Below are 15890 nucleotides of genomic sequence, written 5' to 3'. Positions count from 1 at the left end.
ATGCCCGAGAATGACCGGACCGCAGGCCGAAGCAAGATCATAGAGGCCCTGCGGGCAGAACTTCTTGGTCCTGCGCCCGTCGGCAAACCCCTGGACACACGCACTTTCAAGACCAAGGAAGAGTCATACGGTCCCTGGACTGATGCCCTTACTGGCGAGGAAATCCTGGAGCGCGATCCACTGGTTCGCTATGGCGTTGGCGTCTTGTATCCCATCGTCGGCGCGGTAAGCCCGAAGATCGCCGATCAGGCGATCGTGCCCGGCCTGACTGCCGAAGACACCGAGGGGCCGCGGAACGGAGCATGGGCAGGCTCCGCAGGGCGGCTCGGAGCTACCTCTGACGACGCCGACTTCGAACTGGCCGGGGCCAACGAACGTCGGCCCACAGCCATGGGCATCTCGTTCCTGCTAGCCCCGGAGCCCCAGACCGCTCTGACGATCAAGGTGACTGGCGGCCGGTACGAACAGATCAAGGTCGATCTACCAGGCGGCGCCCGGCGGACGTGGTGGATGCGTGTCCCGGTCGAGGCCGTATGGCGGCTGACCCCTGAACACTTCGGGCAGCCTCCCGCTCTGCACCGCGACCTCATCCCCGTGGCTGACGAATCCAAAGGCTTGGAGGGCCTGACTCTGCGGCTGACAGCCAATCTGCGACGTCACGGTGCAGGCACTCTGACGACCGTTGCTCTTGTCAACCGGTCGCGTCCGGGCACCAGGGCGCTGGACGCCGCATGCCTCTTCCAGACCAGAGTGACAGCGACTCCGGAGAACAGCTGGATTGTCCCCTACCCCGAGGGCTCCAGTGCCGGTGCCCATCCTGACGATGCCTCATTCCGACTCCTTTACAGGCGCGAGCAGACGTACGCCGTCGGACACGGGTGTTCCGCCAACTGGGAGGATCCTGATCTCTCGGGACGTTCACGGTGGGCTGAGGCTGATCCGCTTCCGGAATACGAGACGCCCAGCATCACTCCTGACATCGTTCTCGCAGACGGGACGGCGCTGACCGTTTCCATGAAGCAGCTCGCTGGCACGGCCCCGGAGGGCATGACGCAGCTGGAACGTGTTCTGGTGGCGTATGCGGACTGGATTGAGAGGCGCCGGGAAGAAGCGGCCGGGCTGGAGGGCGAGCTCCGTACGACCGCTGAGCGGCACGTTGTCGAGTGCACCAGAGCGCTGGAACGCATGCACGAGGGGCTTGAACTGGTCCGTGACCCGGGTAGCCGGATTGGCCGGGCCTTCCGTCTGGCGAACGCGGCCATGTACAAACAGCAGTTGCGCTCCGGAACAGAGCTGCGGACAACCCAGCTCATCGATGGACGTCTTCGTGTCGAAGGCCAGCCGCCCGACGAAGCTGCCGCTGCGCAGCAGGGACGCGGAGCATGGCGTGCTTTCCAGATCGCCTTTCTGCTCGCCGCGATCCCTTCTACCGCCGATGCGGGGCATCCCGACCGATCAGTTGTCGACCTGATCTTCTTCCCCACTGGTGGCGGGAAGACTGAGGCATACCTCGGCCTCTCCGCTTTCGCGATGCTGTTGAGGAGGTTGCGAGACCACAAAGACGCTAGCGTCACCATTCTGATGCGTTACACCCTTCGGCTGCTGACGGCCCAGCAGTTCCTGCGCGCCGCGGGGCTGATCTGCGCGCTCGAGGACTTGCGGGGGCGAGAGGAGGGACTCGGCGAGGAACCGTTCTCTATCGGTATCTGGGTCGGCGGGGAGTCGACGCCTAACAAGAACAGCGAAGCTGTCAAGGCGTTGAGGTCGCTGGAACGCGATGGGCAAGACAACCCCTTTCTGCTTCTGCGATGCCCCTGGTGTGCGGCACAGATGGGGCCGGTGAAGAGCGTTGACAGCCCCAGCTCGGCAACAGGATCACGGAGCCGGCCCACACGCCGGAAGCAGCGGGACAGGCAGAATCCCGTAGCTGGCTATGAGGAGTACAGGGGCCGGGTTCTTCTTCAGTGTCCCGACACGAACTGCCAGTTCTCCACCATCAAGCGCCCGCTTCCGGTCTATGTCGTCGATGACGACGTCTACGACTACCGCCCATCCCTCGTCATCGGGACGGTGGACAAGTTTGCGCAGCTTGCGTGGAATCCAGATGCACGGGCCTTGTTCGGGCTTGCAAAGTCCGGCAGGCGTGAGTACTCGCCTCCGGGGCTGGTCATCCAGGACGAGCTGCACCTCATCGCGGGGCCTCTCGGATCGATGACCGGCTTGTACGAGGGCCTCATTGAAGAACTTTGCACCGACCGGCGCTCAGACAACCCGGCGCCGCCGAAGCTCATCGCTTCGACGGCGACGATCCGTCGCCACGAACAGCAGATCCGCGCTTTGTACGCTCGTGACAAGGTCTACCTGTTTCCTCCGCATGGCATCGATGCGGCGGACTCCTTCTTCGCTGTCTACGCACGTGATGCCGAAGGGAAGCTGCTCCCGGGGCGGAAGTACATCGGCGTCCATGCACCCGCGCTCGGTTCCATGCAGACCACCCAGGTGCGTTCCTTCGCCGCGCTCCTGCAAGCGGCGAAGGACGCTCCGGAAAAGGAGCACCAGGACCCCTGGTGGACGCTGATGGCGTTCTTCAACAGTCTCCGCGAGTTGGGTAATTCTCTGTCTCTTATGCAGTCGGACATCCCTGACTACCTCAAGACCATCAACAACCGCTCCCACGCGGACCGGACAGAGGTCCGGTACCTCAACCGCGTCGAGGAGATGACGAGCCGACTCCGGCAGGACCAGATTCCCGAAGCAATGGAAAAGCTGGCTCAGAAGGCTGCGGGCGGCAAGGCGATCGACGTCTGCCTCGCGTCGAGCCTGATCGAAGTGGGCATCGACATTGACCGGCTCTCCCTCATGGCCGTGGTAGGACAGCCCAAAAGCACCTCTCAGTACATTCAGGTCACCGGCCGCGTCGGTCGTAAGTGGGACAAGCGCCCTGGCTTGGTCGTCACCCTCTACGGTGCTGCCAAACCCCGCGACCGAAGCCACTTCGAGCGCTTCCGCAGCTACCATCAGCGGCTTTACGCACAGGTCGAACCCACCAGCGCGACCCCTTTCGCACCGTCGGCTCTGGACCGCGCTCTGCACGCTGTTGCCGTCGCGTATATCCGGCAGAAGGGCGATCACTCTCTCCAGCCGTTCCCCTTCCCGGCGGACCTCTTCGACGAGGCCGAGGAACTCCTGCGCGACCGGGTGGCGTTCTGCGATCCAGGCGAGGAGGACCGAGTCAGCGCCGTCCTAGAGAAACTCCGTAGAGAGTGGACCCATTGGCAGCCGACTACCTGGGGCACGCCTGGAGGGACCGCTGTACTCGGCAGCCTGATGCGGGCTGCGGGCCACTATGTGGACGGCGACGTCGAGGCGAGTACGTGGCCCACCCCTACCTCAATGCGTGGCGCCGACGCCGAGTGCCGTGCCGAGATTACCCAGCAGTACGCCATCGAAGGAGCCAGGCAGTGATCCGCGGTAAGGTCCGGCGCTCTCAGCTCGTCGCCCCTTTCGGGCCCGGGGCGATGCAAGTCCTGGCGGACGGCACCTCTGTGATCACGGCCGGTCTTGACCACTGGTTTGCCCCGGGAGAGAGGCTGGACCAAGAGGAGTTCCGTATCCGTGAATGGCGACTGGAGAGCCACCTTGGGGTAGACGCGCTGTACACACCTCCGGACTACCGAGACAACTTCAAGGCCAGCTCAGACCAGTACAACACCAGGCTTCAGGTCCCCGTCCTGCGCTTCCCCGCTTGGAGCTTCTGTCCTCGGTGCCGCGCCCTGACACCACAGCCATTGCACATCGCGGAGCGCCCCCGCTGCACCAACCCTGACTGCTCAGGACAGAGGGCCTCCTGGGCGCCGTTTCTCGCACAGGTGCCCTTCGTGGCCCTGTGCGAGCGTGGACACCTTCAGGACTTCCCGTGGCACGAGTGGGTCCACAGGGCGGCCAGCCCGAGTTGCCGGTCGCCCAAGCTCAAGCTCCGGACTTCGGGTGGTGGCACCCTCGCCTCGCAACGTGTCGTGTGCGAAACCTGCCACAAGGAACGGGGTCTGGAAGGCATCACATCAGTCGAACGCTCCAGCCAAGAGGACGGGCAGGAAACCACGTACCTGACCGCTCACCTTGAGGATGGTGCTGAGTTCCCCTGCCGTGGCGGAATGCCCTGGCTTGGCCTGGAAACGGGTGGAGAAACCTGCGGAAAACCGCTGCGCGGAAGTCTTCGAGGCGCGTCCAACGTCTACTACGCCCTGGTCAAGAGTTCCATCTTCATCCCTGAGACTTCATCGGATGAAGTGGATCCCCGGGTGCTTGAGGCTCTCGAAGAGCAGACCATTGCCAGGGCTCGGGCGAACGTCCGCGATGTTCTGGACGACGGGGACGTACTTACCGCGAGCCGATTGCGGAGGGCGGCGAAGAAGAACGCTTTCCGTCTGGAGAGCTTCACAGACGAGCAGATCGAAGCGGCCCTCGCGATTCTGGAGTCCCCCGTTGAGGCTTCCTCTCAGCTGGCGACCGACACTGTCGACGACCCGGCGCTGTTTCGCCACCAGGAGTACACGAGCATTCGGGACATGATCGATTCAGCCGAACTCGTGGTAAGGGAGCCAGAGGGTTACTACACCAAGGACATCAGGGAGCTGGTGTCACGAGTCCGCCTCGTCGAGAAACTGCGAGAGACCCGCGTCCTCTGGGGGTTCAACCGTATCTTCGCCGAGTCGTCCAGCCGGGACACGGCGACCCGCACCGCCTTGCTACGCCGCGATGCCGCAGAGGACGGCGAGTCATGGCTGCCTGCCTACACGGTGCTCGGGGAGGGTATTTACCTGGAACTCTCCCTAAAAGCCCTCGACGCGTGGGAAAATACCGATTCTGTGAAGGGTCGGCTGATCCCTATGGCCCAGCAGTTCCATTCAGTGGCGCAGGAACGTCACCTTGCGCCACGGGAGGTAACACCTCGGCTTGTCCTGCTGCACACGCTCGCACACCTGCTGATCAATCAGCTGACGTTCGAGTGCGGCTACAGCTCAGCGTCGCTACGGGAACGCCTCTACGTCTCACCCGGAAGTAGCGGAATGAACGGGCTGCTCATTTACACTGCCGCCGGCGACTCGGAAGGCACCCTCGGTGGGCTCGTGCGAATGGGCCAGCCTGAGCGCTTTGAAGAGGTCCTGAGGAACGCGATCACGAACGCCCGCTGGTGTTCTTCTGACCCAGTCTGCATGGATAGTAACGGTCAGGGGCCGGATTCTTGCAATCTCGCGGCATGCCACAGCTGTGCTCTGCTACCCGAGACGGCGTGTGAGGAGTTCAATCGGTTCCTGGACCGCGGGCTGGTCGGAGGAACACTGGATGATCCTGCAATGGGGTTTTTCAGTGGCTTTGGTTGAAATTCGGCAGGCGTGGTCTGTTTCCATTGAGGATCATTGCCTGACGCGGTTTCAGAGATCGTAAAGGCTATAATTTGGCCTCTTGTGAGTCGTCTCCAGTGAATTCGGGCGTGTGAGCGAGGGTGTATGCATCGGGGAGTTGGTTTCGGCGTTCCCGGCAGGTGGCGAGACCGGTGAGCCGGTGGAGGAAGGTGAAGATTCTGTTTGGTGGCGTGGTGTAGTGGAGTTCATCCAGGTCCTCGGTGTTGGGCGCCCCTCTGAGGGATTGCCGGGAGATCCAGCGATTTCGGAGTTCGCGGGCTGTAGGGGCAGAGGCGTATCCGTCGTCGCCGAGCAGGGCTTGGATGGAGCGGCGGGGACTTTCGGGTCAGTCTCAAGGAGGTTTCAGGGGCGTCCAGTCAGGAAATGGGTGTGAGACGGTCGCGCGCTTTCTCCTTGCGCTTAACGTTCATGCCGCAATTCGTCATCGCTCTTCCAGACATTGTTGAATCTCCGGCGGAGGGAATCGAAGCTGTTGGCCTACGCGGAAGCTCGGTAGTTCCTCCTTGAGGTGGTTGTCGTACACCCAAGAAGTGGGCTTCCCGAGATAGGCGGCAAGCGCCTTGACGTCCCACATCGGCTCGCTCACAGGCAATTCCTCTACGCTCGCTTCAGTTGCTCGCGAGGACAGTAGTGAGGAAAGACGGCCGTACCAAACGGGTGGAGGTCTGCCGGGCGGCGAGGGCCCCAGAGCCAGCACTGATCCAGCACAACGCGCCCGAACGGGCCGGAACGGACGACAGCGGAAGTCAGCACCAGGTCAGCACCAGCGCGTCCGCGCTCGATTTGTCTCGCGCGGCACGTGCCTCTGACCTGCATGTTTGTATGGGAGGGTGCCGCGTGGTAAGCGGCGCCCTCCCATTTGGAGAACATCTGGCTCCGCACCAAGCGCTACGACGCCAACGGCGCGGTCAAGGGCGGCTCCGGTGGGATGCCTATGTGTTCTGGCCGCAGAACGCCACCGCCGCCCAGCGCCGCGTGCTCACCGGCCTCGGCATCCGCTGACCCGCCGCCTCTCCGGTACCAGCGCCGGGCCGCCGACGGGCCGGGAGATCCGCGAACACCGGTCCGGGTGGCCCGAGAGGGGAATCCCCCAGGCCACCCGGACCGTCGGGCCCTGCCGGGCGGTGCGGGTGCCCGGGACGCGGGAGCCACAGTCGGTGGAAACTGCCCGAACCGCCTGCGCGCGGTGATCATCGGATGCCACAGTCGGGTCATGCGCAGTGACGAGGCGGGGGTGCCGGGATCCGTCACCGACCTGGCACGGGAGCGGTGGGGAGTCACGCTGGGCGGGGAGTTCCCGGCGCGATTCGGGGAGCCGGGATGGAGCTACGAGGCGGCCGTCGGCCGCCGCTGCCCCGCGTGCGGCGGTGAACTGCACGCGCTGCGCCGACCGTACGAGTCCCAGGGCCGTACCTACCAGTACACGGCGCTCGTCTGCCCGGCCTGCCCCACCGCCCTCACCCTCGCGGATCTCGGGGTGAAGCGGTACGACCAGCTGACCGGCGCCGTCCCCCGCCAGGAGCCGCAGCCGCCCGGCGCCCCTTCGGCGCCCGTGCCACCCGTGCGGCTCGGGGCGTGCCCGGTGGGACCGGGGGTCACCGTGACCGCGATCGTCAGGGTCCCGGCGCAGCCGCGTCCGGGGGTGCGGGCCCCTGGCGGCCCGGTGTGGCCGGAGGACCTGGTCGTACCCGACGGGACCGAGCGGCGCGCCCTGCTGTGGTGCAAGGCCGCCGATCCCGCGTGGCGCCCGGCCGAGGCCGCGCTCACGGCGGCCGAGGACGTGCGGGTGATCCTCCCCGAAGGGCCGGAGTACGAGGCGTTGCGGACCTGGCTGGCGGAACGGGACGTCCGGTACCGCGTCAGCCGCTACTGGGAGGAGGCCGGCCAGGTCGGTACGGTCGGCGACACCGGCGGCCGTACGGAGCTGGTCGCGGTCGGCCCGGACGGTGCGGCCCCCGCCGCCGGGCCGTGGGCGGCGGCGGCCCGGGACGCCTTCGCCGCCCAGTGGGACGCCCTGGAGGACCTGCCGGACGGTGACCGCGGCAGCTACGTCCCGGTCGGCGAGCTGGTGCCGGCCGAGTGGGCCGGGCTGCTGCCGCACCCGTCGTTCAACCCGGCGCAGGCCGCCGCCGTCCCGGCGGTGCTCGGGGGCGCCGAGCACCTGGTGAAGGTGGCGCCGACGGGTGCCGGAAAGACCCCGGTCGGGATGGTCGCGGCGCTGGAGGCCCACGCCCGAGGACGCAAGGCGGCCTGGCTGGTGCCGCAGCGCTCGCTCACCGACGAGCTCGACCGCGAGCTCCAACTGTGGCGCCGCCGCGGACTGCGGGTGGTGCGCCTGACGGGCGAGGCAGCGGTGGACGCGGAGCGGATCCGGTCGGCCGACGTATGGGTGGCCACCACCGAGAAGTTCGAGGCGATCTGCCGCGCGGGCTCGCTGCGGGATGCCCTCGCGGAGGTCGGCTGCCTGGTGGTGGACGAGATCCACCTGCTCGGCGACCCGACGCGCGGAGCCGTACTGGAGGCGCTGCTCGCCCGTGTACGGGAGGACAGTGCGGCCACCCGGATCGTCGGGCTGTCCGCGACGGTCGCCAACGCCGAGGAGGTCGCGGACTGGCTGGGGGCCCGGCTGGTCCGCACCACCTGGCGGCCCACCCGGCTCAGCTGGCAACTGCCCCACCTGCCCCCCGTCGACGAGGCGGACTGGGGGCAGCGGGCCGCCGTCCGCACCGGGGCCGCCGTGCGCATCGCCCGGCAGATCACCGAGGACGGCGGCAGCGTCCTGGTCTTCTGCGGCAGCAAGCGCAGGGTGCGGGCCACGGCGCTCGCGCTGGCCGCCGACCGGGGCGTGCCCACCGCCGGCGTGGACCCCGACGACGCGGAACGTGTCGAGCGGCTGTGCACCGAGGCCGGGGTACGCCTGCACTACCGGGACTGGCCCTACAAACGCGAGGCCGAGCAGGCCTTCCGCGCTCACGAGGCACAGGTCCTGGTCGCCACCTCCACCGTGGCCGCCGGCGTCAACCTGCCCGCACGCGCGGTGATCGTGTGCGACACGACCCTCGGTCTGGACCGTATCGAGGTCTCGATGGTCCAGCAGATGTTCGGACGCGCCGGCCGCATCGGCGCCGGAGAGCACGAGGGCTGGGCGTTCCTGCTCACCGACCCGGCCGAACGGGCGCACTGGCAGGCCCGGTTGGCCGCCGGCTATACCGTGCGGTCGCGGTTGGACGACCGCCTGGCCGACCATCTTCTCGCCGAGGCCGTACAGGAGCGGCTGTCGACCCTCGACGAGGCGGAGCGCTGGTGGGCCGGGACGTTCGCCGCGTACCAGGGGCACGACAGTGTGGAACCGCTGCACGAGGCGGCGCGGTTCCTCACCGCCACGGGCTGCCTGCGGCCCGGCACCGACGAGGGACGGTTGGAGCCCAGTCCGCTGGGCCGGCTGACCAGCCGCTTCATGGTCGACGCCGCGATCGCGGACGACCTGGCGACGGCGCTGCGGCAGGCCCCGGTACCCGAAGCCGCGCTCCCCGCCGAGCAGTTGCTCGCAACCCTGCTCAGCACCCGTCTGCCGGTACTCGAACAGGCGCCGTTCACCGAGCGGGCCAAGGCGTCCCTGCGCCGGGTCCTGCGCGAGATCGAGGCCACGGACGAGGAGCCGGACGACCCCTGGGGGCTGGGGCCGGCGGCGGAGGAAGCCGCGCGGGACGACGAGGAGCAGCGGCTGCGGCCCGGGGACCTGGCCCGTGCGGTCCTGCTGCTCGCGGCGACCCGTCCGCGTCTCTTCCGCGGCCGCCCCGGGTACGTCCTCGGCATCCCGGTGGACTCCATGACCGGCATCCTGGAGGAGGCCCAGCGCTATCTCGCCTGGCTCGGCGCGCAGGGCCCCCTCGGCACGGTCCACCCCTGGGTGGCGGTGGTCGCCGGCGATCTCGCGCTGCGTATCCGCTGGCGCACCCTGGGCGGCCGCCGCGGGGCCGGACGGCTGCTCTGGATGTGCGAGCGCATGGCCACCGCCCCGCACGCGCCCGCCCTCGTGCCCCAGATGTGGAACGCGGCCCGGGCCCGCTCCGTCGACGCGCCCGACTGGACCAGCACGACGCCGCCGGCCGGCTGCGAACTCGCCCCGGACCGCTACCGCGCCCTCCTCGCGGAGCGCGCCACCGGCACCCGCATCACTCTCCAGGACCACACGGTCCGGGTCTGGGCCCCGCCTGGAGCCGTGATCCGCCTGTGGAGCGGCATGGCCACCACCCTGCACATCGCCGACGGCGAGGAGGCCACGCTGCCCTTCCCGCCCGATGATCCCGACGACCCCGCCGACGCCTCCGGCGGGCACCGGGGCGCGGCCGTCTTCACCCGCGGTGACCGGCTGGCGGCGGGATGGCTCGCGGAGTACGCGGCGCTGCGCGCCTGACCGGAACGGCGGCGGCCGCCGGCCGCAGGGGCCCACGGGCTCACTCCCAGGCGCGTCGGTCCGCACACCGCCGGCCCAACTCGCCTACGCGCTGGCTGTGTGCCGCCCACGAGGTGGCACGGGTATGCGAAGCGCCGTCGTCCCGCTGACGGCGGGTCCTTTCAGCCCAGGGTGAGCTGTCCGGCGGGCGCCTGGCGCCGCGGGGGCGGTACGGCCGGGCCCGGGTGGGTGATGCGGTGGGGCAGTGCCGTGTGCCGGCGCCGGGTCTGGTTGTTGGCGACCGCCCGCTCCACGGCCTCCGGCTGGCCGATGAGCATCACGCCGTGGCGGGCGCGGGTGATGGCGGTGTAGAGCAGGTTCCGCTGGAGCAGCATCATTCCGGCCGCGCTGACCATGGGGACGATGACATAGGGGTACTCGCTGCCCTGGGACCGGTGGACGGTCAATGCGTAGGCATGGACGAGTTCGTCGAGATCGGTGAAGGGGTATGCGGCCGTCTCGCCGTCCGTGAAGGTGACGGTCAGCTGGTGGGACTCGGCGTCGACGGCGGTGACCGTGCCACCGCTGCCGTTGAAGACCCCCGACGCGCCCCGGTGGGGGTTGTTGCGGATCTGCTGGACGCGGTCACCGAGCCGGAAGGCCGTTCCGTCGTGGTAGTGCTGCGGCTTGTCCGGAGCGGGCGGGTTGAGGCGTTCCTGGAGGCGCAGATTGAGATCGCTCATACCGGCGACGTTCTTCTTGCCCGGGCACAGGACCTGGATGTCCTCCGGGCGGGCCCCGAAGTGCACGGGAAAGAGGTCGCAGACCAGTTCGACCACCCGCTGGGCGATGTCGTCGGGGGCGGGGACAGGCCGGTTCCAGAACGCCCGCGGGTCGTCGTGCGGGACGTCACCGCGCAGGACGCGGTGGGCGTTCACCACGATCGCGGCACTGTCGTCGTGCTGACGGAAGACCTTGCTGAGCCGGGTGCGCGGGATCTCCTCGACCGCCAGCAGATCGTGCAGGACGCGGCCGGGGCCGACACTGGGCAGCTGGTCGGTGTCCCCGACCAGCAGCAGATGGCAGCCGTCACGGACGGCGGCCAGGAGTCTGCGGGCGAGCGGGAGGTCGAGCATGGACGCCTCGTCGACGACCACCACGTCCGCCGACTCCAGCGGGCCGGCGTGGTCGAAGAGGGAGTCCCCGTCGGGCGGGCGGATCAGGCGGTGGACGGTCATCGCATCCTGCCCGCAGGTCTCCTCCAGGCGCTTGGCGGCCTTGCCGGTCGGCGCGGCCAGCGCGACGGCGGCGCCGGCCTGCTCGGCGAGCTCGACCAGGGTGCGCAGGGTATGGGTCTTCCCGCAGCCCGGGCCGCCCGTCAGGATGGACAGCGGCTGGGTCAGCGCGTGGTGGACCGCCTGCCGCTGCTCATCGGTCAGCCCCGCTGTCTCGGCCGACGCCAGCGCGGTCAACCGCTCCTCCCACGGGGCGAGTCCGGCCAGCGCGGACGAGGAGGAGAGCAGCCGGCGCACCTGCCAGGCAAGCTGGGTCTCATCCCGGTGCAGGTGCGTGAGCTGGGCGATCTCGGTGTCCGCCAGTGTGTCGGTGCCGTCCAGCACGGCCAGCGGCAGCGTCTCGGTGACCAGTTCCCCCTGCTCGGCCAGCGTCCCCAGCGCGTGCCGCAGCACCGCGTCGTCGATGATCTCGGCGGTGGCGGGGTCGCCATCGGACAGCAACTGCCGGGTGCGAGCGAGCAGTGAGCGTACGGGCAGATGGCAGTGGCCCTGGCCGCCGGCCTGGTCGAGCTCGTGCAGCAGCGCGGCCTGGAGGCGTTCGTCGCTGTGCTTGGGCACGCCCACCGCGAGCGCGATCCGGTCGGCGCTGTGGAACCCGACGCCGCGCACATCCCGGCACAGCCGGTAGGGGGTGCGGCGCACGACATCGATCGGATCGTGCTCGGTGCCGGTGTACGCCGTGTAGATCTTCACCGCGAGATGGGGCGTGATCCCCAGGTTCTGCAGGAACAGCATGATCTCGGCGATGCTCTTCTGCTCCTGCCAGGCGGCGGTGATCCGGCCGAGGCGGACGGCGCCGATGTTGCGCACCTCCAGCAGCCGCGCCGGTTCGGAGTCGATGACCCTCAACGTCCGCTCGCGAAACGCGTCCACGATCGCGGAGGCGAGGGCCGGACCGATGCCGCGGATCATGCCGGAGGCGAGATAGAGGCGGATCGCCCGTTCGCCCGCGGGCATGGTCCGTTCGCACCGCTCGGCCTTGAACTGCCGACCGTGGCGGGGGTGCCGGGTCCAGGTACCGCGCAGACGCAGGCTCTCCCCCGGCCGCACACCGAACAGCGCCTTGCCGAGCGCGGTGACGGTCTCCCCGGCGTCGGCCGTGATCAGCCGGAGCACCGTGTTCTCGTCGTAGCTGATGTACACCAGGTGATCGACGACGCCCTCGACCACATCCTGGGTCTCCCGGATCACCTGCTGTGCCACGTGCTCGTCTCCAGGAGTAGGTACGGCGCCGGATCAGGCCAGGCGGTGGTGCGGCGGCACCAGGATGAACCTCACCGCGGTGGTCCCTCGCCTGGCTGAAGGATTCTGCTCACCCGAACGAGTGAGTAAGCGGCGGGCGTCCAGCGCCGTGACCCCACCGGATCCGGCAGCCGCCGACGGCCCATCCCGGCAACGGTCCGGGCCGCCCCGGCGAGTGCCGTCGGGGCGGACCGAACCGTCGGGCCGGCTCAGGAGCCCGCGGCGGCGGTCCAGGCGTCCAACTGCTCCCGGGTGGTCGACGGGTCGGCCATCAGCTCGCCCAGCTCGTCACCGGCCCGGTGCCGGGTGGCGATCGCGGGGCACCGCCGGCAGGCGGCCACCCCGGTCTGCGACCACCACTGGCAGTGCGCCCGCAGATGGCACCGGGGGACCCGGTCGGTGTCCGGGGCGGGCGGTGCCGACAGCACCCGTTCGACCAGGGTGCAGTCGCCGCCCCGGCGGTTGACGCAGTCGCTGACGCAGTGCGAGGCGAACCGCAGCACCCGCCGAGGCTCCACACCCTCGGGCACCGCGCCCAGCACCTCCGAGGCCGGGACCGGATCGGCCAGATAGACCACCCGCCCGTCCTGACCGGAGCGCACGCCCAGCACGACCGACTCCGGCGCGTGCGCGTCCCCGCTGGGGCACCAGGTCCGCCCGTTCTCGTCCTTCCCCACGCTGCTCACCCCTTCCCCTTCTCCTCGGTTCCTCGGTTCCTCTTCCGCCTCCGCGGACTCCGCCGGATCAGGACTCGACGGCCTTGCCGATCGGGTCGTGGCCCAGGGCGCTCACCCCCGCCGACTCGTCCAGTGCGGCGGCGAGCGCGATGCTCTCCTTCAGCTGCTCCAGGGAGGTGATCCGCTCCGACGCGCCCGACGCGCCCGGGGCCGCTGCGGACGCCGCTCCGGCGCCGCCGACGACCAGGGTCGCGGCCAGCAGCGCGGCGGCAGCCGCCTTACGGGTGGGGTTCTCCACGGCGTACTCCTTCTGGTATCTCCCGGTGGTCCCGGTGAGTCCGGGTGAGTCCGGGTGAGTCCGGGGCCTGGAGCCTAGGTACGGGCCCGCCGCCCGACCGGCACCCCCGGGCGGCAGTTCCACCGGCGGTTTCCCCGGCCGCGGCCACCCGGCGGTTTCCCCGAGGCCACCGGGGGTTGCCCCCGGTCCGCCGGTGGTTTCCCCCGGTCCACCGGTGGCGGGAAACGATCTCCCCGGCGAGCGGCCCCGCCCCGCCCCCACCGCCGCATCGGTACAGTGCGCCCAGACCAGCGGACCGGTCCGGCCAGCGGACCACGGGAGGGGCCGTCGTGTTCGAGATCGTCACCATGGGAGCGCTGACCGCCTTCCTGACCTCGGTGGGCAACGGCGCCTTCGGGGAGATGGGCAAGCAGTTGCTGATCTCCACCGGCGCCCAGGTGCGCCGGGCTCTGGGGCGGCCCGTCCCGCTGCCGTCCGGGCCGGAGGAGGCCGCCGCGCTGGCGCGCCAGGTGCACCCCGCACTCGCCGGGGACGGCCGGGCCGCCCACCAGTGGGCCATGCTGATGCGCAGCCTGCCGGACGACCCGGATACGCCGCCGCCCTGGCCCGGACTGCCGCCCGCCACCCGACACTTCACCGACCGCGACGCGGTGCTGCGCCAGCTCCGCCGGGAGGTCTCCCGCCCGGCCGGTGGGCGCCCCCGGGTCGCGCTGCTGTACGGGCCGCCGGGCATCGGCACCAGTGAGATCGCCCTGCACTTCGGCGCCGACCAGACCGCCCGTTTCCCGGACGGCTCGATCCACCTCGACCTGCGGGACGGCGCCGAGGAGCACGGCCCGGAACCGGCCGCCGTCCTCCGCCGGCTGCTGGAGCGGATGGGCGCCGCCCCGGATGCCATCCCGGCCACCGAGCGCGGCCGGGTGGAGCTCTACCGGCGGCTGACCCAGGGGCGGCGCGCCCTGATCGTGGTCGACCATGTCACCTCCGCCGCCCAGGTGCGGGGACTGATTCCGGCCACCCCCGAGGTGTTCCTGGTGGTGGTCACCTCCGGCCCGGGGTTCGTCCTGGAGGCGGAGAGCATCGCGGTGCCCGGGCTGGCGGACCGCCATGCCCGGCAGCTGCTGGGACGGGTGGTCGGCCGGGAGGCGGTGGACCGCGCCAAGGACCGGCTGCCGACCCTGCTGGCGGAGTGCCAGGGCAACGCGCTCGCCCTGCGCGCCGCCGCCCTGGACCTCGGCGGGTGGCGGCCGGCGCCCCCCTCCGACGACCCCTCCGCCGCCTGGGGCGGACCCGGGCCGCTGGGGGAGGCGGTACGGGCGGCCGGCCTCCGGCTCGGGCCCGAGCAGCTGCGCGTCTGCCGGCTCAGCGCCCTCGGCGGCTGGCCCGCCGTCGACGCCCCGCTGGCCGCGCTGGCCGGGGACACCACTGAGGAGCAGGCCGCCCGGGCGCTCGCCGAGGCGGTGGAGGCACGGCTGGTCGAGGAGCTGGGCGACGGCCGGTACCGCTTCCGCCCCGCGGTCCGCCGCCGGCTGGAGCAGCTGGCGGGCTGGGAGGACGGCTACACCGAGTGCTCGGCGGCGGTCGCCCGGGTCCTGGACGGACTGCTGTACGCGGCGGTGGGCGCCGCCCGCGCGGCCCTGCGGAACAGCTGGCGGGTCGATCTGCCCCAGCCCACCGGACGGTCGTACGAGAGCCCCGGTGCCGGTATGGCCGCGCTGACCGCCGAGGTGGACAACCTGGTCCGGGCCGTCTTCCTGGCCGAGGAGCAGCGGCACCCGGCCACCGCCCAGCGGCTGGCCCGCGCGCTGTGGCCGCTCCAGCTGAAGGCCGGGCATCTGGACACCGTGCTGCCCGCCCTCCGCCGGGCGGCCTCCCTCGCCGACCGCCCGACCCCCGGCCCCGGTGCCGAGACGCCCGCTGACGCCGTGACGCCCGATGATGCCGAGATGGCCGGGGCCCTGTACTTCCAGCTCGCCCACTGCCTGGGCGAACTCAAGCGCTGGGACGAGGCCGACCGGGCGGCGCGGGCCGCGGTCGCCCAGGAGCGCGCGGCCGGCCACCGGCTCGGTGAGGCCTCCGCCGTGGAGTTCCAGGGCCTGCTGCGGCTGTACCGCTGGGAGTTCGAGGAGGCCTACGCGCACTTCACCGAGGCCGAGCGGATCTACCGGACCATCGGCCCGGGGGAACGCGGCCACGGGGATCTGCCCCGGGCGCTGGCCCTGGTCACCCGCCACCAGGGGCGTGCCCTGCGGGGGATGGGCCGACCGGCGGAGTCACGGGCCCTGCTGGAGACGGCGCTGGCCTTCTTCACCCCGTCCGCCGAGGACGCCGACGACACCGGCGCCGAGCGCGGCCGGGGCGAGGCCTACAACCGGGCCCGGGTGCTCACCGACCTGGCCGAGACCCTGCACGACGGGGGCGAGGACCCCGCCGCACGGGAGCGGATCGCCACCGCCGAGCGCCTGCTCGCCCCCGAGGGCGCCACCCTGCATCTGGCCTACCTCGCCCACCTCCGCGACCGCTGCCGGCCCGCCACCGACTGAGACCGCGCAAGGC

Annotated in this window: 8 protein-coding genes; 4 read left to right on the top strand and 4 right to left on the bottom strand. The window is 70.3% G+C overall.

Translation table 11 applies throughout. The annotated features are described in order from the left end of the window. On the top strand, positions 1-3465 hold the full coding sequence (locus ABZ945_RS18390; RefSeq protein ID WP_361270288.1) for a helicase-related protein: 3465 nt from the start codon (positions 1-3) through the stop codon (positions 3463-3465). Further along, positions 3462-5384 (top strand): DUF1998 domain-containing protein, encoded by a 1923-nt coding sequence (locus ABZ945_RS18385; protein ID WP_361270286.1) that lies wholly within the window; start codon positions 3462-3464, stop codon positions 5382-5384. Before ABZ945_RS18390 ends, ABZ945_RS18385 begins: the two co-directional genes overlap by 4 nt. Before the next feature lie 463 nt (positions 5385-5847). Here the strand turns inward: ABZ945_RS18385 and ABZ945_RS18380 are convergent, their stop codons facing one another. Next, positions 5848-6012, bottom strand: a complete 165-nt coding sequence (locus ABZ945_RS18380; RefSeq protein WP_361270283.1) for a helix-turn-helix domain-containing protein — start codon at positions 6010-6012, stop codon at positions 5848-5850. A 627-nt stretch (positions 6013-6639) separates the two neighbouring features. On the opposite strand from ABZ945_RS18380, the gene ABZ945_RS18375 reads away from it, so the two are divergent. Continuing rightward, complete coding sequence (locus tag ABZ945_RS18375) at positions 6640-9843, top strand: DEAD/DEAH box helicase (protein ID WP_361270280.1); 3204 nt, start codon at positions 6640-6642, stop codon at positions 9841-9843. 161 nt (positions 9844-10004) lie between these two features. Here the strand turns inward: ABZ945_RS18375 and ABZ945_RS18370 are convergent, their stop codons facing one another. From ABZ945_RS18370 to ABZ945_RS18360, 3 genes are all read right to left on the bottom strand, one after another. Beyond that, entirely contained in the window at positions 10005-12320 is a 2316-nt protein-coding gene (locus ABZ945_RS18370) for an ATP-dependent RecD-like DNA helicase (RefSeq protein ID WP_361270277.1), read from the bottom strand. A 248-nt stretch (positions 12321-12568) separates the two neighbouring features. Next, positions 12569-13045, bottom strand: a complete 477-nt coding sequence (locus ABZ945_RS18365) for a hypothetical protein (RefSeq protein WP_361270275.1) — start codon at positions 13043-13045, stop codon at positions 12569-12571. Positions 13046-13103: 58 nt separating this feature from the next. Further along, on the bottom strand, positions 13104-13334 hold the full coding sequence (locus ABZ945_RS18360) for a hypothetical protein (protein WP_361270272.1): 231 nt from the start codon (positions 13332-13334) through the stop codon (positions 13104-13106). 329 nt (positions 13335-13663) lie between these two features. On the opposite strand from ABZ945_RS18360, the gene ABZ945_RS18355 reads away from it, so the two are divergent. After that, complete coding sequence (locus ABZ945_RS18355; protein WP_361270270.1) at positions 13664-15877, top strand: ATP-binding protein; 2214 nt, start codon at positions 13664-13666, stop codon at positions 15875-15877. Positions 15878-15890: the final 13 nt, after the last annotated feature.

This window comes from Streptomyces sp. NPDC046887 (assembly GCF_040644755.1).
In the GTDB taxonomy this organism is placed as follows: Bacteria; Actinomycetota; Actinomycetes; order Streptomycetales; family Streptomycetaceae; genus Streptomyces; species Streptomyces lichenis.
Note: the sequence above shows the minus strand (reverse complement) of the source record. Positions and strands in the feature narration are given on the sequence as shown.

Coding starts and splice junctions, on each gene's coding strand:
- ABZ945_RS18390 (WP_361270288.1), top strand. CDS start 1: ATGCCCGAGAATGACCGGACCGCAGGCCGAAGCAAGATCATAGAGGCC.
- ABZ945_RS18375 (WP_361270280.1), top strand. CDS start 6,640: ATGCGCAGTGACGAGGCGGGGGTGCCGGGATCCGTCACCGACCTGGCA.